Raw genomic sequence first — 18,341 nt, 5'->3', positions numbered from 1 at the left:
GGTTTGATGAGCGAGGCAACCGAACGGCAGGGGAAGGAGACCCGTGCGCCGGTTCTGACGGCGAGGCATATCGTCAGGCGGTTCGGCGGCCTTGTCGCCGTCAACGATGTCTCGTTTGACGTCAAAGCCGGCGAAATCCTTGGCCTGATCGGACCGAATGGCGCCGGCAAGACGACCATGTTCGACCTGCTGGCCGGCAGTATTCTGCCTTCCAGCGGCGATATCCTGCTCAACGGTGCGCGCGTCTCCGGCGAAGCCGCGCATCTGCGTATCGGCCGTGGCCTTGGCCGTACCTTCCAGATCCCCCGCCCGCTGCCCAATCTGACGCTGATCGAAAACATCATGCTGGCGGCACAGGGCCAGGCCGGCGAAAAGCTGCTGGCCAACTTCGTCACGCCATGGCGGGTGGCGGCACAGGAAAAAGCGGCCAGGGCAAAGGCGCTCGACCTTTTGGAACTGGTGACCCTCGCGCATCTGGCGCATGAGCCGGCGCGCGTGCTGTCCGGCGGCCAGCGCAAATTGCTCGAACTCGCCCGTGTCATGATGGCCGACCCGGCAATCATCCTGCTCGACGAGCCGGCGGCCGGCGTCAACGCGACGCTGCTGGAAGTCATCATCGACCGCATCCGCGACATCAATGCGCGCGGCATCACCTTCCTGCTGATCGAGCACAATATCGACATGGTGACGCGGCTCTGTCACCGCGTGCTGGTCATGGCGAGCGGGCAACTGCTCTGCGAAGGCACGGCGGAAGAGGTCGCCCGCGCCCCGCGCGTCATCGAGGCCTATCTCGGGGGCACCGCATGAGCGAAACCGTCCTCGATGTCCGCGATCTCGAAGCCGGCTACGAGCCTGGCGTGCCGATCGTGCGCGGCGCCTCGATCACTGTCAGAAAAGGCGAGATCGTCGTCGTCCTTGGTCCCAACGGCGCCGGCAAATCGAGCTTCATCAAGGCGATCTCCGGCCTCGTCCCGATCACCGGCGGCACGGTGTTCTTGGACGGCAAGGACATCACCGCAGCACCGGCCCATACCATGGTGCGGCTTGGCCTGGCCTTCGTGCCGCAGACCGAGAATATCTTTCCGCTGATGTCGGTCGAGGACAATCTCAGAGTCGCCTGCGGCATCCTCGAGCGGCGTGAAATCCCAGCGCGTATGGACGAGATGTACGCGGCCTTCCCGGATCTCGTGCGCCAGCGCCGCACCGCCGCCGGCAATCTGTCGGGCGGACAACGACAAATGCTTGCGGTCGCCCGCGCCCTGATCGTGCATCCCAAGGTGCTGGTCCTCGACGAACCGTCGGCCGGCCTGTCGCCGAAATTCGTGTCGATGGTGTTCGAGATGCTGGCCGGCATCCGCAAGTCCGGCGTCACCATCCTCCTGGTCGAACAAAATGCCAAGGCAGCACTGGCGATCGGCGACCGCGCCTATGTGCTGGTCGAGGGCAAGGATCGGCACGAGGGCGTCGCTTCCGAACTGTGGAACGATCCTGTCGTCGCCGAACTCTATCTCGGCCAGCGCCCCTCTCGCGCCAGCAAGGGAGGCGCGGCATGAGCCTGCAATTTGTCGTCGATGGATTGCTGACGGGTTCGATGATCGGCCTTGGCGCCATCGGCGTGACGCTGACCTATTCGATCCTGCGCTTCTCCAATTTTGCTCATGGCGACTTCATGGCCTGGGGCACCTATGCGACCTTGGCCGTCGTCAGTGCCATTGGCGCCACCTTCGGCAAGGTAGCACCCATCGCGCCGCTGTCCTTCGGCTGGCCGCTCCTGGTTGCGCTGGTCGTCGGCATGGCCTTCACCGCCTTGCTGGCGCTGCTACTCGACAGAGTGCTGTTCTCGCGGCTGCGCTCGCAGGGCCAGGCGATCATCGTGGTGATGGCGAGCTTCGGCGCCTCGATGGCGCTGAGGAGCCTGCTCGAATTCACCTTCAGCTCACGTCCGACCTATTTCAGCAGGGCGATCCAGATCGCCATGCCGGTCGGCTTCGGCATCCGCATCACGCCCGATCAGATCGCACTTCTGCTGCTGACCGCGGTGCTGGTGCTCGGCGTGCATCTTTTGATGACGCGCACGCAGACCGGCCGCGCCATGCAGGCGCTCAGCCAGAATGCGGCGCTTGCCCGCATCGTCGGCATCGACGTCGCCGGCGTCGTGCGCGTCACCTGGATCATCGGCGGCGCGCTTGCCTGCGTCGCCGGCGTGATGATCGGCATCCTGGTGCAGATCCGCCCGTTCATGGGTTTCGACATGCTGCTGCCGATGTTCGCCGCCGCCATCCTCGGCGGCATCGGCAGCATTCCGGGTGCGGTGCTCGGCGGCCTGATCATCGGGCTCGCCGAAGCCGGCGCGGTGCAGCTGATCGGCGCCGAATGGCGCGCCGCCGTCTCCTTCATCATCCTGATGGCGGTGCTGTTCGTGCGGCCGATCGGCCTTTTCGGAGTTCGGGAAAGATGATCGATCTCATCGGCTACGGCGCCTTCTTCCTGACCACCGCGCTGATCTTTTCGCTGGTCACGCTCGGGCTCAATCTGCAGTGGGGGCTGACCGGCCTGTTCAATGTCGGCCTCGCCGGTTTCGTCGCCATTGGTGCCTACACCTCGGCCTTGCTGACCACGCCGGACGATGCTGCGCGACTTGGTGGCTTCGGCCTGCCGATCCTTGTCGGCTGGGCGGGTGCCATGGTCGTCGGCGGCATTGCCGCTGCACTGACCGGCATGGCGACACTGCGGCTGAGATCCGACTATCTGGCGATCACCACATTCGGCGTCGCCGTCGTCGTGCAACTGGTCGCGCTCAATGCGCAGAAGCTGACCGGCGGGCCGTTCGGCATCGGCTTCATTCCGCGTCCCTTCGGCAGCCTTGCGGAGACGCCGCTGCTGTTCAACCTGTCCAACCTCGCCGTCGTCGGCGCGGTCACGCTGATCGCCTATCTCGCTCTGGAGCATCTGTCGCGCAGCCCCTGGGGACGCGTGCTGAAGGCCTTGCGCGAGGATGAGCGGGCGGCGATCTCGCTGGGCAAGAGCGCGCGCTTCTACCGCGTCCAGGCCTTTGCCGTCGGCGGCGCGATCATGGCGCTGGCCGGCGCGTTGCAGGCGCATTTCACCGGCTTCATCGCACCGGACAATTATTTGCCGATTCTGACCTTCCAGATCTGGGTGATGCTGATCGTCGGCGGCTCGGGCAGCAATCTCGGCGCCGTCATCGGCAGCATCCTTGTCTGGGGGATATGGGCGGGGTCGGGCACATTGACCAGCGTTCTGTTCGCGCCCGAGCAGCAGGCGCGTGCGGCCTCGCTGCAGATCGTCGCCATCGGCGTCATGCTCTGCGTCATCCTGCTGATCCGGCCGAACGGTCTGTTCGGCGACAGGCCGCGTCGCCCACGCTTCGGCAAGCGAGAAAAAGCGGCGATCAAGAGCAGTTCCGGATCATGACCGCTGCGATCGGGCAGGAAGCGCGTGGCGCTTCGCTCTGGCATGCCGTCAGCGGCAATCGCCGGGAACGGCCGGCGCTGCAAGGCGGGCTGGATGTCGATCTGGCCATCGTCGGCGGTGGATTTGCCGGCCTGTCGACCGCGCTGCACGCCGCTGAAAAAGGCATCTCGGTCGCTGTTCTCGAAGCCGAAATCATCGCCTGGGGCGCGACCGGGAGGAATGCCGGTTTCGTCGTGCCGAACTTCGCCAAGATGGACCCTGACAGCATCGTCGCGCATCTCGGCCCGGAGCGCGGCGAACGCCTGATCGACTTTGCCGCCGGCAGTGCCGACCTGGTCTTCGGCCTGATCAAACGGCACGGCATCGACTGCGACGCCGTGCAGAACGGATGGATCCAACCTGCACATTCGCCTGCCGCCCTCGAGAAGGTCAAATCGCGCGCCGGGCAATGGGCGTGGCGTGACCGACCGGCTGTCACGTTGGATCGGCAAGACGTCGAGGCGCTGACGGGCGCACGCGGCTATGTCGGCGGCTGGATGGACCGTTCGGGCGGCGTGCTCAATCCGGTCGCCTACGCGAATGGACTGGCCGGTGCGGCGCAGAAGGCTGGCGCCAAGATCTTCGAGCGCACGCCGGTTACCTCGGTCGATCGCGTGGTCGATGGCTGGTCGCTGAAAACGCCATCGGGTTCGGCGCGTGCCGGCAAGGTGCTGATCGCCACCAACGCCTATGGCGGATCGCTCAATCCGCTGCTGCAACGAAGCTATTTTCCGCTGAAGATTTTCCAGATCGCGACAGAGCCTTTGTCGCGCGACGTGCGGACGCGTTTGCTTCCCGGCGGGCAAGGCGTGGGCGACACCAGGCGCAATCTCTTCACCTTCCGCTTCGATGCCGACAATCGGCTGATCAGCGGCGGCATGCATATTCTGAGCGCCGGCGCCGACACACGCGTGCCGCACACGATCTGGCGGCGGCTGGCCAGCCATCTCGACCTGCCGGACCTGCCACCGCTTGCCTATGGCTGGTCAGGAATGGCCGCGGTCGAGCCGGATTTCCTGCCGCACCTCCTGGATCTGGGGCCAGGGCTGATCGCCGGCCGCGCCTGCAACGGGCGCGGCATCGCCATGACGACGGCGATGGGCAAAGTGCTGGCCGACTGGGCCGCCGGAACCGAGGTGCGTGATTTGCCGCTGCCGTTCGCACCGCCGGCGCCGATCCCCTTCCACGCGCTGCTGCGGCACGCGCCCAACATGCTGCTTGGCTGGAGCATGCTGCGCGACCGGCTAGACGAGACAGCGTAGGCTGATCCAGCCGCCGTCCGATCAGGTCGTCGTGCGAAGATTTTCGGAGAGAACCGCGGCCGCCACGGCGATGTCCTGTTCAAGGGAGACTCGGACAGCAGGGCCATTGCGCTGCTCCAACGCCGCGACAATCCCGCGATGCGCGTCGTTCGACTGCGGAATATAGCGGTCGGCCTGCATCAGCAGCTTGAGATAAGGCCCGACGCGGCCCCAGAGATCGCGGATCATGTTCAACAGGATCGGCGCGCCGGCATGCTGGTAGATGGCGAAGTGAAACGCCTCGTTCAGCGCGAGATAGCCTCTGGCGTCGCCGGCCTCGATCGCGCGCTGCATGCCGGCGAGCGTCGCCTGTATCTCGACCAGCCCGCTTTCGCTCATCCGCGTGGCGGCCATCTCACCCGCCAGCCCTTCGACGGCAATGCGGATATGGGTCAATTCCTCGAAGGCCGGGGCCGACAGCAAGGGCACGATAACAGAGCGGTTGTTCTGCATCTCGAGCAGCCGCTCGGCGACCAGCCTTTGCAGCGCCTCACGGATCGGCGTCGTCGAGATGCCGAAGGTCTCGGCAAGCTTGCGGATGACCAGCGTCTGGCCTGGGCTGAAACCGCCTGAAATCAATTCCTGCTTGAGCGCGCCATAGGCGCGGTCGTTGAGGGTTTGATGTTCGAGCTTCAGCATGCGTTCCGATCACCAGTTCGACAAAGCGCGATCGAGCGTCTCGGCCAGTTGCTCGGCATTGTCCCTGGCAAAGGGCAGCGGCGGCCTGATCTTCAGCACATTGCCGCGCGGACCGCAGGACGAGATCAGCACGCCATTCTCGCGCATGGCTTCGACGACAGAAGACGTCTTGCTGGCGGCCAGCGCTTCGTCGCCATCCGCTGTCAACTCGACGCCGAAATAGAGGCCGTTGTGCCTGACGTCACCGACCATGCCGTGCCGGCCCTGCAGCGCCCGCAGCAGATCAGCCGTATAGGCGCCGACATTGCGCGCGTTCTCGATCAGCCCCTCGCCTTCGATCACGTCCAGAACCGTGATGCCGACGGCGGCCGCGACCGGATTGCCGCCGAAGGTGTTGAAATAACCGGTGTTGGAGCCGAAGGACGAGACAAGCCGCGGGCGCACCAGCACCGCACCCATCGGATGCCCGTCGCCGATCGGCTTGCCCATGGTGACGATGTCGGGCTCGATGCCATAATTGGCAAAACCCCACATGCCCTGGCCAAGGCGGCCGAAGCCGGACTGGACCTCATCTGATATGACGATGCCGCCGGCCTTCCTGACGTGATCCGCCGCCTCGCGCAGGACAGCCGCGTCGGGAAAGAAAATGCCGTCGCTGGAAAAGGCGGCGTCAAGCAGCAGCGCCGCCGGACGAATATTCTGCGCACGCATGTCCTCGATGGCGGCGGCGACATTTCTGGCGAAGTCCTTCGCGGCGCGGCCGTGGTCGCGGAGCGTGTCCGGCGCGGCCACGGTCCGATGGTGCGCGGGCACGCCCTTCGCGCCGACCGCCGCAGGCGACAGCTGCGCGGTAGCGATCGTGGCGCCGTGATAAGCGAAATCGGTGATGATGACGCCGGTGCCGCCGCTCGAATGCTGGGCGATGCGGATGGCGAGGTCGTTGGCCTCGCTGCCGGTGCAGGTGAACATGGCATGGCCGAGATGGGAGGGAACTGTGCCGAGCAGTTTTTCCGCATAATCGAGGATGATCTCGCTCAAGTAGCGGGTATGGGTGTTGAGCGTTGCGGCCTGTCCCGACAGCGCCTCGACGACGCGCGGATGGCAGTGCCCGACCGAGGCGACGTTGTTGTAGGCGTCGAGGAATTTGCGACCTGTCGCATCGTAGAGCCAGACGCCGCTGCCGCGCACCAGATGGATCGGGTTGCGGTAGAAGGCGCGATAGGTCGGCCCAAGCAGCCTGGCGCGGCGTTCGAGCAGGGCCTGCTCGGATGCTGTCGAGTCGGTATTTGCGGGATATGGCGAAGACTGGGACACGGGCATCTACTCCGGATTGGAATGGTCGAGAAAATAACGGCGGGCCTCATCGGACGACAGCCCGTCCAGTCGCTCGAGCGACGCCCAGACCTCGGTGATGAGGCGCAGCACATAGTCGCGCTTGGCCGGGAACCGTTCCGCCTGCCAGCTGGCGATGTTGGCGATGAGCGCGAGGCGAGCACGGATCAGATCGAAAAGGATGCCGATCTCTTCGGCCTCCAATGCCTGCACCGACTGGTAGCCGGCGACGAAGCGCGCGGCCGGCGCCAGCGGATGGCCTTCTGCCGGCCAGCGGTAGACGGCGCCGATGGCGAGATCGCAGATCAGCGGCGAATGAATCATGTCGCCGAAATCGAGGATGCCGCTGACCATTTCCGGCCGCGAGGCATCCATCACCACATTGTAGGAGTTCATGTCGTTGTGGACGATCTGGGCGCGCAGGCTGGGAATGACCGGCGCCGCACGCGCCTCGAAGGCATCGATGACGCGCTCGACCATGGCACGGTGGCCGGCATCGGCTATAAACGCCAGCATCGGCCGCGTCTTGGCGACCTTGCGGATGTCCCAGAGCAGGTCGCTGCCGGCGGCCGGATGGAAGAAGCCGCGCAGAGCCCGGCCAAGCCGGGCGAGGAAAATGCCGAGATTGCGATCCTGCGCCGCCGACGTGGGGCAGCGCGACAGCAACTGGCCGGGCAGATAGGTGACCAGCCGGATGATGCGCGGCGCCGATCCGCCGGCGCTGACCGTGAACTGCGCGTCGCCCTCAAGGCTCTTGCGCACCGAAGGAACCGGCAAGGTCGGGTCGACAGCAAGGATGTGGTCGAGCGCCTTGTTCTGGAAATCGGTGAAGCCGGCTTCCTCCGCCGGATGGGAAATCTTGAGGACGAACTCGCCCTCGCCGTCGGTATGGATGTGGAAATTGTGGTCACGTTCGCCCGGCAACGGCCGCGCTCTGCCGGTGAGGCCGTAGTGCCGGCGCAAGATGGCAAGCGCATCGGCGATCGAAACGTCAGGCGCATCCTGCGCCAGCGTTTCGCCAAAAGCGTCAGGCACAGCCGCATTCATGAGCTCATCTCCGGATCGATCGGCTCGAGACCACACCAGTCGGCGATGAACAGCGCTATGGTCTGGGTGACCTTGCGCACCGAGTCCAGATCGACGGCCTCGTCATAGCCATGCGGCATGCGGCAGATCGGGCCATAGACGATCGCCGGCGTGTCGGCGTAGAGGCCGAAGAAGCGCGCATCCGTGGTCGCCGAGGTGACATGCTCCGTCAGCGGCTCGCCCCACACGGCGGTATGGCTGCGGCGCAGCACGGCTTCCATCTCGTCGGCGCCCTCCAAAACATAGCCCTCGGCCATGAAGCCGTTGTAGGTCATCTTGGGCGGACGATTGGCCAGGAAGGGATCGGCACGGGCCGCATCTGCGATGCAGGCTTCGAGCTCGGCCCTGGCATCCTCGAGCTTCTGCCCGGGATAGGTCGCGACCCGCATCTCGAAGACGCAGCGTGCCGGAACGCTCGATGTCCATTCGCCGCCCTCGATCTTGCCGAGGTTGAAGCGGATCGGGTGCGGGTGATCGCAGAAATGCTTGTCATCGACCTTGCGCGCGTTCCACACGATTTCGAGCTGCTTCAGCGCCTGGATGATGAGAAAGGCCTTTTCGATGGCATTGGCGCCGGCCGAGAAAGCGCCCGACGCATGCTGCGGATCGCCGTCGACCTCGACCCTGAACCAGATCGGCCCCACCTGCGCCCGCATTAAGCGCGGTTCCAGGGGCTCGGGAATGAAGGCGGCGTCGGCGCGATAGCCGCGTTGCAGGCAGGCGAGCGCGCCATTGCCGGTGCACTCTTCCTCGACCACCGACTGGAGGTAAACATTCGCGGCCGGCTGATAGCCGAGGCTGCGCAAGGCGGCGAGCGCGTAGAGACAGGCCGACAGGCCGGCTTTCATGTCGCCGGCGCCGCGACCATGCATCCAGCCGTCTTCGATGGCCGGATCGTAGGGGTCGCGCACCCAGCGGTCGAGCGGCCCCGTCGGCACCACATCGATATGGCCGTTGAGGATCAGCGAGCGGCCGGTGGCGTTTCTCGGCGTGTGGGTAGCGACGACATTGAAAGCATCGTCGTAGGAGACCGCAACCGGTGAAAACCCAGGCAGGTTACGGATCGCGTCGACATCGACGCGCCACATATCGACAGCGTAGCCATCGGCCTCATAAGCGGCCGCCATGAAGGATTGCGCGGCGTGTTCCTCGCCGCGCTGGGATGGAAAGCGCACGAGGTCCGCCAGGAACGCGACTTGCCGCGCGAAGCCGTTATCGATCGCGCGCAAAATGGCTTCGTCGGCAATCCGCTCAGGCATAATATTTCGCTTTCTCGTGAATGGTGTATCATATCTCATATGCCATATCGTGGAAAGGCAAGGAGACAGGTCGGGCCAAAACTATGGCCCAACCCGGGAAGCTCTTGGCAGGCGGGCGCAGAGTTGGCATCAGCTTACTGCATGCTGGCGAAACCGCTTGGCAGAGTTCGAGGACAGATGCTGGTCACCGAAGGCGCATTGCCGGATGAAATCACCGATCTCACGTCAGGCTACCGGCGCGTGCCGGCCGGCAAGATCGTCAATGCGGTGACGTGGATGGAGGCGCGCGCCCCGGTGCCGGGTTTCGCCCAGCCCCTGGCGATGACCCGGATCGCCAAACCCGACAGCGCCGCCTACCGCGCGATCTTCCTCAAGATCGGTGCTCCCTGGCTGTGGGACCGCGCCGCCGAAATGTCGGATGCCGAAATATCAGCGCATTTCGCCGATCCGTGCCAGCATCTCTATTATGGCCGTGATGAGAGTGGCGGCCATGTCGGCATGGTCGAGTTCCGCATGGCCGACGACAACGAGATCGAGATCACCTATTTCGGCCTGTTCCCCGGCTTGACCGGTCGTGGCCTCGGCAAACGGCTGATGGCTGGCGCGCTCGATCAGGCATGGCGCCTCGCGCCGGGACGCATCTGGCTGCACACCAGCAGCATCGACCATCACAGCGTCATCGGTTTCTACCAGGCTTGCGGGTTTAAGCCCTATGCGACCGGTTTCGAAATCACCGACGATCCCCGGATCAAGGGAACCCTGCCGCGCGATGCCGCCCCGCAAATCCCGTTGATCGAAACGGAATGGGTGCCCGTCGCCAGATGAGACCATCTTCGCAACCCGCCGGCCTGTCATCGTCTCACCATCGCCGGTGGGTGCGGCGCGAGAGCATCCTGTCGAGGCTGGAGCGGCATGTCGACACGCGCATCGTGCTGTTCGCGGCGCCCGCCGGCTTCGGCAAGTCGACGACGATGGCGCAATGGGCGGCCGAGGTCGCGCGCCACGGCCGTTTGACGGCATGGCTGTCCTGCGAGGCGACGGATAATGACGAAGGCGCCTTCCTGTCGCATCTGGTGGGCGCGCTGCGCCACCTGGTCCAGAACCCGGCCGAACTCGACCTCGCCTTCCAGTCGAGCCCTATCCCCCAGCTCGACGTGGTGCTCGCGGCACTGGTGATGGGTTTTGCGGCGCGCGACGCCGAAATCACCCTGTTCTTCGACGACTACCACGTCATCGAGGCGGCGGCGGTGAAGCGCTTCATGGAACGCCTGACGCGGCAGGCGCCCGCCAACATCGCCTTCGTCATCGGCTCGCGCAACCTGCCCGACCTGCAGCTCGGCAAGCTCAGAGTGCTTGGCGACGTTTTCGAAATCGGCCCGGACGATCTGCGCTTCGCCTCGTCCGAAGCCGAAGCCTTCTTCAATGACAAATTGGGCCTCAGCGTCAGCAGCGGTACCGTCGAGGCCTTGTGCTCGCGGACCGAGGGCTGGGCCGCCGGCCTGCAACTCGCCTCGCTGTCGCTCAGCGCCGAGCATGCACCGGAAACCGTTATCGGCAATTTCACCGGCGCCAACCGCAACGTCGCCGATTTCCTGATGGGCGAAGTCTTCCTGGGGCTGCCGCCGGCCCTGGCGAAGTTCCTGCTCCACAGTTCGATCTTCGCGCGCTTCAGCGCCGAAGCGTGCCGGGCGGTCCTGCGGGCGGCGGATGCCGAGGCCGATATCACCGAGATCGAGACCCGCAATCTTTTCCTCGTGCCGCTCGATGAGGAGCGGCGCTGGTTCCGCTATCATCATCTGTTCCATGACTTCCTCAGCCGCGAAATGGAGCGGCGCGAGCCGGAGATGATCGCACCGCTGCACCTGGCCGCCGCCGAATGGTTCGGCGAACGCAAGATGCTGACCGAGGCGATCGGGCATGCGCTCGCCGCCGGCGACCAGGCCCGCGCAGCGGTGTTCGTCGAGAACAACGCGCTCGAGCTCATCGCCCAGTGCCAGCTGCTTTATGTGCGCCAATTGCTGGCGCTGTTGCCGAGGAAACTGGTCGACCAGCGCATCCGGCTGCAGCTCATCGTGCTATGGCTGGCGGTGCACTCAAGCCAGCCCGAGATTGCCCAGCAGACACTTGCCAATGCGCGCAAGCTGATCGAGACCGGGCCGGCCGACGGCAAGGATCCGGGCACGCTGACCGGCACCACGATCGAGGCCGAAATCGCCGTCCTCGATGCCGCCGTGCACAGCACGCTGGAGCGGTTCGAGGACGCGCGCGACACCGCACAGTCCGCGCTCCGCATCATCGCGCCCGATGCCTGGTTCATGGAAGGGGCGACCGCCAATGTCATCGGCTACAATCTCTATGCGCTGGGCGACCTCGAGGGCGCGCGGGCGGCGGCGGACGCAGCACGCCAGGCGCATGAGCGAAGCGGCAGCCTGCTCGGCGTCACCATCGCCAATTGCTACATGGCGGTCATCGAACGCTCGGCCGGCCACCTGCCCGCCGCCGAAAGGCTGCTGCGCAACACGATCATCGAGGCCAGGACGCGGATCGGCGCAAACTCCTATGCCGAGGCGCTGGCCGGAACGCTGCTGGCCGAACTCGCCTATGAGACCAACGCATCCGGCGAGGCGCTGACGCTGGTCGAGAATCTCGGGCCGCTGATCGAAGGCGCCGCGGTCATCGTCTATCCGCTGGCCAGCGTGCCGACCTATGCCCGCGTGCTGCAGCTGACCGGTCGCGGCGACGCGGCACTCGACATGCTGGAGCGCGTCTACCAGCGCGTGCGCGGCTCCGTCTACCGCCGCCTCGCGTCGGTGCTGGTGCATGATCGCATCCGGCTGCTCATCGACCAGAACCGTGTCGCCGAGGCACGCGGCCTGCTCGACGATCATCGCCGCGAAAGCACTGAAACCGCCCCTACCGTCGCCAACGAATTCGAGTTCTTCGCCGAAGGCCGGCTGCTGACGGCCGAAAAATCCTACGCGGCGGCCACGGCACTTTTCGGCGCGCTGCTTGAGCGGACGAAAAGCAGCGGCCGCATGCGCCGCCACATACTGGCGCTGATCCTGCGCTCCAAGGCCGCCGGCCATGACCAGCGCGAGGCCGACCGTCATCTCCTCGAAGCGCTACGCCTTGCCCAGCCTTCCGGCTTCATCCGTTCCTTCGTCGACGAGGGCAGGCCCGTGGTCGAAGCGTTGATGCGATTGCGCGCGGCGCAGGCAAAAACCGACCCGTCCCTGTCGGCCTATGCGACGCGTATCATCGATGCCGCGCAGACGATGCCCATGGCGACGCGCAAATTGGCCGCCCCTGCAGCCGAGAAGGAACATCTCACCCAGCGCGAGTCCGAGCTGCTGCGTTGCCTGTCGGAAGGCATGTCCAACCGCGATATCGCGGTCGCGCTTTCGGTCAGCGAAACGACGGTGAAATGGCATTTGAAGAATATTTTCGGCAAACTCTCGGTCTCGAATCGCGTCCAGGCCGTGCGTGCCGCGCAGGCGGCCGCAAACCTCCGCCCCCCTCCGAAAGGAGGGGCATAGACATCCCGCGTGCCCCCCTCTTTCGGGTCGGGCCATGGGATCGTTAGCCTGCTAGCGTCGTCCAGATTTTAGAGGACGCTGCTTATGGCGACAGGTTACGTTTTTCACGAACAGCTGATGTGGCATGACACCGGCCCCAGCGCCGACATGATGCCTCCCGGCCGTTTCGTGGAACCAGGACGGCACCTGGAATCGCCGGGGTCGAAGCGCCGGCTGAACAACCTTATCCAGGTCAGTGGCCTGGCGCGCCATCTGGTGCCGATCCTTGCCGAGCCGATGACGGTCGAGGACCTGCTGCGCGTGCACACGCAGCGCCATGTCGACGACATCCGCATGCTCAGCGAACGCGGCTGCGGCTTCGCCGGCCCCCAGGCACCGATCGGCCTCAACAGTTTCGACATCGCCCTGCTCTCGGCCGGCACCACCTATGCCGCGATGCGCGCGGTGCTGACCGGCCGTGTCGACAACGCCTATGCGCTGGCGCGGCCACCGGGCCATCATGCCGAGCCCGACCAAGCAATGGGCAACTGCCTGTTCTCCAACATCGGCATTGCCGTGCGCCGGCTGCAGCATGAAGGCCTGCTTGGCCGCGCGGCGATAGTCGACTGGGACGTGCATCATGGCAACGGCACCGAGACGGTGTTTTATTCCGATCCGTCGGTGCTGACCATTTCCCTGCACCAGGACAATCTCTATCCGACCGGGCGCGGCGCGATGGCCGACAATGGCAAGGGCGAAGGCGAAGGCTACAACATCAACATACCGCTGCCGGCCGGCAGCGGCACCGGCGCCTATGAAGCCACCTTCGACCGCATCGTCGCCCCCGCGCTGCGCGCCTACAAACCGGATCTCGTCATTGTTGCCTCCGGCTTCGACGCGTCGGGCTTCGATCCGCTCGGCCGCATGATGCTTAACAGCGAATGCTTCCGGCGCCTTGCCGCGCGCATGGTGGCGCTGGCAGCCGAGACATCGAAGGGCCGGCTGATGATGACCCATGAAGGCGGCTATTCCGAAGGCTATGTGCCGTTCTGCGGCCATGCCGTCATCGAGACGCTCGCCAATCACCGCACCGAAGTGATCGATCCGCTGTCGGACCATATCGACGAATGGGCCGGGCAGGACTTGCAGCCGCATCAGGCCGCGGTGATCGATGCGGCCGAAGGCCTGCTCGCAGGCCTGCGCCAACGCCTCGCAAGTGCTGGCTGACACGATGGATTTTGTCGTCACCACGCTCCTCAACGCGCTGACGCTGATCAGCATCCTGATGCTGGTCGGGCTCGGGCTGGCGATCAGCTTCGGCCTGATGAACGTGACCAATCTGGCGCATGGCGAATTCGTCACTGTCGGCGCCTTCGCGGTCTATTTCGTCCAGAGCGTGGGCGGCTCGTTCTGGCTGGGGCTGGCCGCCGCACCCATCGCCGGCGCGGTGGTCGGCTGCATCCTGGAGTTCGCCATCATCCGCCATCTCTATTCGCGGCCGGTCTCGACCGTGCTTGCCACCTGGGGCGTCAGCCTGATCCTGCAGCAGGGGCTGGAACTAACCTTTGGCCTCGGCGCCAAGCCGGTGACGCCGCCGATCGAGGGCACGTTCGACCTGTTCTTCACCGTCTATCCCGCCTATCGGCTGATCCTGATCGCCATCGCCATGCTGACCTTGCTCGGTGTCGTGCTGCTGATCAGCCGGACGTCGTTCGGCCTCGACATCCGCACCGTCATCCAGAACCGCGAAATGGCCGAAGGCGTCGGCATCAACACGCGGCGCACCTACGCCATCGCCTTCACCTTTGGCGCGGCGATCGCCGGGCTCGCCGGCGGCCTGGTCGCACCGCTGGCGATCGTGCTGCCGCAGATGGGGGTGAACTACCTCGCCAATGCCTTCTTCGTCGTGATTGTCGGCGGCGTCGGCTCGATCGGCGGTCTCGTCGCCGGCAGTGTCTTCGTCGGCGGGCTGACCAGTGTGCTCAACTACCAGATCTCGCCATCGCTGGCGCAGGCGATCGTGCTGCTGGCGGCCATCGTCGCCGTGCGGCTGCGGCCCAACGGCCTGTTCAACGGAGCGTCGCGATGATCGCCCGCGACCGCAACTGGCTGCTGATCTTCGCCGTCTGCGCGGCGCTCGCCGTCGTCTATCCGTTCATCGCCGACGGCTACCAGCTGACGGTGATCCGCGACGCGCTGATCTTCGGCCTGTTCGCGGCGAGCCTCGACTTCTTCTGGGGCCGCACCGGCATCCTGTGTTTCGGCCACGCCGCCTTCTTCGGCATTGGTGGCTACATCATGGCGCTGGTCACGCTCAACGACGCCATCCCCTTGGGCAGCCTGCTCGGCATCCTGGGCGCGATTGCGGGTGCTGCCTTCGTCGCCGCCATCATCGGCTACTTCCTGTTCTTCGGCGGCATCCGCGGCAGCTACTTCACCATCGTGACGCTTGCCATGGGCGTCATCTGCCAGCAGGCCGCCGTCTCCTGGAGCTCGGTCACCGGTGGCGACAGCGGCCTGATCGGCATTCCGCCGATCGCCTTCGATCTTGGCGAAATACATGTCGATCTCAGCCAGGATCTGCCGAGTTACATCTTCGTCGCGGCGATCGTTGCGGTGGTCGTGCTGGTGCTGTGGTCGCTCAGCAGAGGTCGCTGGGGCACCGTGCTGACCGCCATCCAGGACAATGAAGTCCGGGCGGCCGCCCTTGGCCACAATGCGCCGCTGAGGCTACTCGTCACCTTCGTCCTGTCCGCGGCGATCGCCGGGCTCGCGGGCGCGCTCTATGTCTGCATGGCCGGGTTGGTGGCACCCGACCTGTCCGGGCTGCTGCTGTCGACGGAAGTCATCGTCTGGGTAGCGGTTGGCGGGCGCGGCACGCTGCTTGGTCCGGTGCTGGGCGCCATCGCCATACAGCGCGCGCAGCAGACGATCAGCAGCTTCAACCCGAGCCTGTGGCCGCTTTTGCTCGGCTGCGTCTTCGTCGTCATCGTCTTCGTGCTGCCGGACGGCATCCTGTCGATCTATGCGCGGCTGAAGAGCCTGTTCAAGGGCCGGAGGCAAGCGCAATGAGCGACGTGCTGCTTCAGGCCGAGAATGTCGGCATACGCTTTGGCGGGCTGCAAGCGCTGGAAGGGTTGAACCTGACGGTGCGCGACAGGGAGCTCTGCTGCATCATCGGGCCGAACGGCGCCGGCAAGAGCACCTTCCTCAACCTTTTGACCGGCACACTTCGCCCGACCAGCGGCAGCGTGCGCTTCCTCGGCCACGACGTTGCCGGCCTGCCGCTGCACCGCATCGCCCGGCTCGGCATCGCCCGAAAATTCCAGATCCCGTCGGTCTTTCCGAGCCTCTCGGTCGAGGACAATCTCAAGGTCGCACGGTGGGGCACCTCGTCGCCGGTGCGTCCGGTCGGTGAGCTGCTGGACCTGGTCGCGCTTGGCAGCCGCGCGGCCACGCTGGCCGGCGAACTGGCGCACGGCCAGAAGCAATGGCTGGAGATCGGCATGGCATTGGCGATTGAGCCAAGGCTGCTGCTGCTCGACGAGCCGACCGCCGGCATGACGCCGCAGGAAACGCTGGCGACCGCGCAGATGCTGTTGCGGCTCAAGGGCGAGTTCTCGATCGTCGCTGTCGAGCACGACATCCGCTTCGTGCGGGCGCTGAACTGCGAGACGCTGGTGCTGCACCAGGGACGCCGGCTGCGCAGCGGTCCTTTCCACGACATCGAGGCCGACGAAATGGTCCGCGATGTCTATCTGGGGAGGCGCTGACCATGCTGCGGACACTCGCGGTCTCGGCCGGCTACGGCCTGCTCCCTGTGCTGAACGGCATCGATCTCAGCGTGGCACCGGGTGAAGTCGTCGGCCTGCTTGGCCGCAATGGCGCCGGCAAGACGACGCTGCTGCGCGTCATCGCCGGTGGCCTGAAGGCGAGCGGCGGCGCGGTTGTTCTCGGCGATCATGACCTTACCGACGCGGCGGCCTTCCGCCGGGCGCGGGCGGGCATAGCGCATGTGCCGCAGGGCCGCGGCATCTTCAACCAGCTGACCGTGCGGCAGAATTTGGAGGTCGGCACGCGCGCAGCCATGGACCGTGGCGACGGCGGCATTCCTGACGACATCTTCGGCTATTTTCCGATCCTGCGCGAACGCGAGGCGCAAATCGCCGGCACGCTGTCGGGCGGCCAGCAGCAGATGCTGGCGATCGGCCGCGCGCTATGCGGCCTGCCGTCGGTGCTGCTGCTCGACGAACCCTCGGAAGGCATCCAGCCGAACATCGTGCAGTCGATCGCCGAGCTGGTGCCGCGCATCGCCCGCGAGCGCGGCATCGCGATCGTTCTGGTCGAGCAGAATCTCGATCTCGTTCTGAAGGCGGCCGACCGCTGCCTGGTGATGGAAAAGGGCAGGATCGTGCACGAGGGCACGCCGGAGGCGTTCGCCGACGAGAGCCTGCTGAAGGACCTGTTGGCCCTATGAGGCGCGCCTGAAGCGCATCTGGACCTGCTGACTTTGTAAGGCGTGCATGGGGCGCGCCTGGACTGGAAGGGAACATAACAATGATAAGCAGAAGAACGATACTGAAATCCGGCGGCGCAGCCGCCGCCTTCGCCATGGTCGGCGCGCCGTCGATCCTGCGCGCCGCCGATACCGTCAAGGTCGGCCTGTCGATCCCGATCACCGGACTGCAGGCGATCCTCGGTGAGACGCTGCTCAATTGCTACAAGCTCGCCGCCGCCGAGCTCAATGCCGCCAACGGCATTGGCGGTCGCCAGGTCGAACTGTTCATCGAGGACAACCAGACGACGACCAAGGGCTCGATCGACAAGGCGCGCAAGCTCATCAACGAAGACAAGGTCGACGTGGTCATGGGCACGATCATTTCGCCCGAGCGCAGCGCGACGCTGTCGGTGACCTCGAAAGCCAAGAAGCTGTTCTTCTACCCGACCAATTTCGAGGGCGGCGAATGCAACCGCTACTTCGTCGCCACCGGGCCGATCCCGATGCAGCAGGTCGACCCGATGATGCCGTGGGTGGCCGAGAATCTCGGTAAGACGATCTATGTCATGGCCTCGGACTACGCCTGGCCGCAGAAGATGACCGAGGCGATCACGGCGGCCTATGAGAAGGCCGGCGGCAAGATCATCGGCGCCGACTACTATCCGTTCGGCACCACGGATTTCGGCCCGGCTTTCCAGAAGATCAAATCGCTGAAGCCCGATGTCGTCTGGTCGATGGTGGTCGGCAACGATGCCGTCACGCAGCTCAAGCAATATCGCTCTTTCGACATCAAGCAGCCGCTGATCGCGCCGCTCGACGAGGTTTTCAACAAGGACGCGCTGCCGCCCGGCGTCGCCGCCGGCACCTATGCGCCGCAGCCTTACTGGATGGCGCTCGACAATCCGGTCAACAAGAAGTTCATCGCAAGCTTCCGCGAAAAGTTCGGCCAGGAGAAGATGGTCAACGGCATCGGTGAAGCCGGCTACAACGGCCTGCATCTCTATGCGCTGGCCGCGGAGAAGGCCGGGTCACTCAGGGATGACGATGTGCTCAAGGCATTGCCCACCATCGAGTTCGACGCGCCGCAAGGCAAGATCCGCGTCGATGCCTCCAACAACCACACGCTCTGCCATTCCTATGTCGGCAAGGCGGCGGCGGACGGCATCAGCTACGAGATCGCTAAGGATTTCGGCGCCATCACGCCGGTCACGCCTTACTGCAAGGTGTAGGATCTTAC

At 65.3% G+C, this 18,341-nt stretch carries 17 protein-coding genes; 13 read left to right on the top strand and 4 right to left on the bottom strand.

Annotated elements, in window-relative coordinates; translation table 11 throughout:
* Positions 1–6: 6 nt before the first annotated feature.
* From AB4Z43_RS23330 to AB4Z43_RS23310, 5 genes are read left to right on the top strand one after another with little or no spacing between them, the layout of a single operon-like run.
* Complete coding sequence (locus AB4Z43_RS23330; RefSeq protein ID WP_441939043.1) at positions 7–807, top strand: ABC transporter ATP-binding protein; 801 nt, start codon at positions 7–9, stop codon at positions 805–807.
* On the top strand, positions 804–1,553 hold the full coding sequence (locus tag AB4Z43_RS23325; RefSeq protein WP_202360500.1) for an ABC transporter ATP-binding protein: 750 nt from the start codon (positions 804–806) through the stop codon (positions 1,551–1,553). The genes AB4Z43_RS23330 and AB4Z43_RS23325 overlap by 4 nt, the downstream gene beginning before the upstream one ends.
* Positions 1,550–2,458, top strand: a complete 909-nt coding sequence (locus AB4Z43_RS23320) for a branched-chain amino acid ABC transporter permease (protein WP_019856733.1) — start codon at positions 1,550–1,552, stop codon at positions 2,456–2,458. Before AB4Z43_RS23325 ends, AB4Z43_RS23320 begins: the two co-directional genes overlap by 4 nt.
* Complete coding sequence (locus tag AB4Z43_RS23315) at positions 2,455–3,435, top strand: branched-chain amino acid ABC transporter permease (RefSeq protein WP_441939042.1); 981 nt, start codon at positions 2,455–2,457, stop codon at positions 3,433–3,435. The genes AB4Z43_RS23320 and AB4Z43_RS23315 overlap by 4 nt, the downstream gene beginning before the upstream one ends.
* Positions 3,432–4,736: an NAD(P)/FAD-dependent oxidoreductase gene (locus AB4Z43_RS23310; RefSeq protein ID WP_069091573.1), complete on the top strand. Its 1,305-nt coding sequence runs from the start codon at positions 3,432–3,434 to the stop codon at positions 4,734–4,736. Before AB4Z43_RS23315 ends, AB4Z43_RS23310 begins: the two co-directional genes overlap by 4 nt.
* Positions 4,737–4,757: 21 nt before the next feature.
* On the opposite strand, the gene AB4Z43_RS23305 is transcribed toward AB4Z43_RS23310, so the two are convergent.
* From AB4Z43_RS23305 to AB4Z43_RS23290, 4 genes are read right to left on the bottom strand one after another with little or no spacing between them, the layout of a single operon-like run.
* Positions 4,758–5,414, bottom strand: coding sequence for a GntR family transcriptional regulator (locus tag AB4Z43_RS23305; RefSeq protein WP_069091572.1), 657 nt, complete (start codon positions 5,412–5,414; stop codon positions 4,758–4,760).
* 9 nt (positions 5,415–5,423) lie between these two features.
* Positions 5,424–6,734 (bottom strand): aspartate aminotransferase family protein, encoded by a 1,311-nt coding sequence (locus AB4Z43_RS23300; protein WP_069091571.1) that lies wholly within the window; start codon positions 6,732–6,734, stop codon positions 5,424–5,426.
* Entirely contained in the window at positions 6,735–7,793 is a 1,059-nt protein-coding gene (locus tag AB4Z43_RS23295; RefSeq protein WP_069091570.1) for a phosphotransferase, read from the bottom strand.
* Complete coding sequence (locus AB4Z43_RS23290) at positions 7,790–9,091, bottom strand: ArgE/DapE family deacylase (protein ID WP_038645119.1); 1,302 nt, start codon at positions 9,089–9,091, stop codon at positions 7,790–7,792. Before AB4Z43_RS23290 ends, AB4Z43_RS23295 begins: the two co-directional genes overlap by 4 nt.
* Before the next feature lie 177 nt (positions 9,092–9,268).
* Between AB4Z43_RS23290 and AB4Z43_RS23285 the strand changes: the two genes are divergently transcribed.
* The 8 genes from AB4Z43_RS23285 (at position 9,269) to AB4Z43_RS23250 (ending at position 18,333) form a co-directional block, all read left to right on the top strand.
* Positions 9,269–9,916, top strand: coding sequence for a GNAT family N-acetyltransferase (locus tag AB4Z43_RS23285; RefSeq protein ID WP_167626451.1), 648 nt, complete (start codon positions 9,269–9,271; stop codon positions 9,914–9,916).
* Positions 9,913–12,627 (top strand): LuxR C-terminal-related transcriptional regulator, encoded by a 2,715-nt coding sequence (locus AB4Z43_RS23280; RefSeq protein WP_441939041.1) that lies wholly within the window; start codon positions 9,913–9,915, stop codon positions 12,625–12,627. The genes AB4Z43_RS23285 and AB4Z43_RS23280 overlap by 4 nt, the downstream gene beginning before the upstream one ends.
* A gap of 84 nt (positions 12,628–12,711) precedes the next feature.
* Positions 12,712–13,833, top strand: a complete 1,122-nt coding sequence (locus AB4Z43_RS23275; protein WP_441939040.1) for a class II histone deacetylase — start codon at positions 12,712–12,714, stop codon at positions 13,831–13,833.
* The gene (gene urtB, locus AB4Z43_RS23270) at positions 13,778–14,695 is read left to right on the top strand and encodes an urea ABC transporter permease subunit UrtB (protein WP_244839622.1); all 918 of its coding nucleotides are present in this window, start codon (positions 13,778–13,780) and stop codon (positions 14,693–14,695) included. Before AB4Z43_RS23275 ends, urtB begins: the two co-directional genes overlap by 56 nt.
* A complete protein-coding gene (locus AB4Z43_RS23265; protein ID WP_019856723.1) occupies positions 14,692–15,678 on the top strand; it encodes a branched-chain amino acid ABC transporter permease in 987 nt (328 codons plus the stop codon). Before urtB ends, AB4Z43_RS23265 begins: the two co-directional genes overlap by 4 nt.
* Positions 15,675–16,379: an ATP-binding cassette domain-containing protein gene (locus tag AB4Z43_RS23260; RefSeq protein WP_441939039.1), complete on the top strand. Its 705-nt coding sequence runs from the start codon at positions 15,675–15,677 to the stop codon at positions 16,377–16,379. Before AB4Z43_RS23265 ends, AB4Z43_RS23260 begins: the two co-directional genes overlap by 4 nt.
* 2 nt (positions 16,380–16,381) lie before the next feature.
* Positions 16,382–17,083 carry an ABC transporter ATP-binding protein gene (locus AB4Z43_RS23255; protein ID WP_441939038.1) on the top strand — a complete coding sequence of 234 codons (702 nt, stop codon included), beginning with the start codon at positions 16,382–16,384 and terminating at the stop codon, positions 17,081–17,083.
* Positions 17,084–17,163: 80 nt separating this feature from the next.
* On the top strand, positions 17,164–18,333 hold the full coding sequence (locus AB4Z43_RS23250) for a substrate-binding protein (RefSeq protein ID WP_019856720.1): 1,170 nt from the start codon (positions 17,164–17,166) through the stop codon (positions 18,331–18,333).
* The last annotated feature ends 8 nt before the right edge of the window (positions 18,334–18,341 follow it).

The organism is Mesorhizobium sp. 2RAF45 (genome assembly GCF_052115225.1).
Taxonomy (GTDB): Bacteria; Pseudomonadota; Alphaproteobacteria; order Rhizobiales; family Rhizobiaceae; genus Mesorhizobium; species Mesorhizobium jarvisii.
This window is presented reverse-complemented; position numbering and strand designations above follow the sequence as displayed.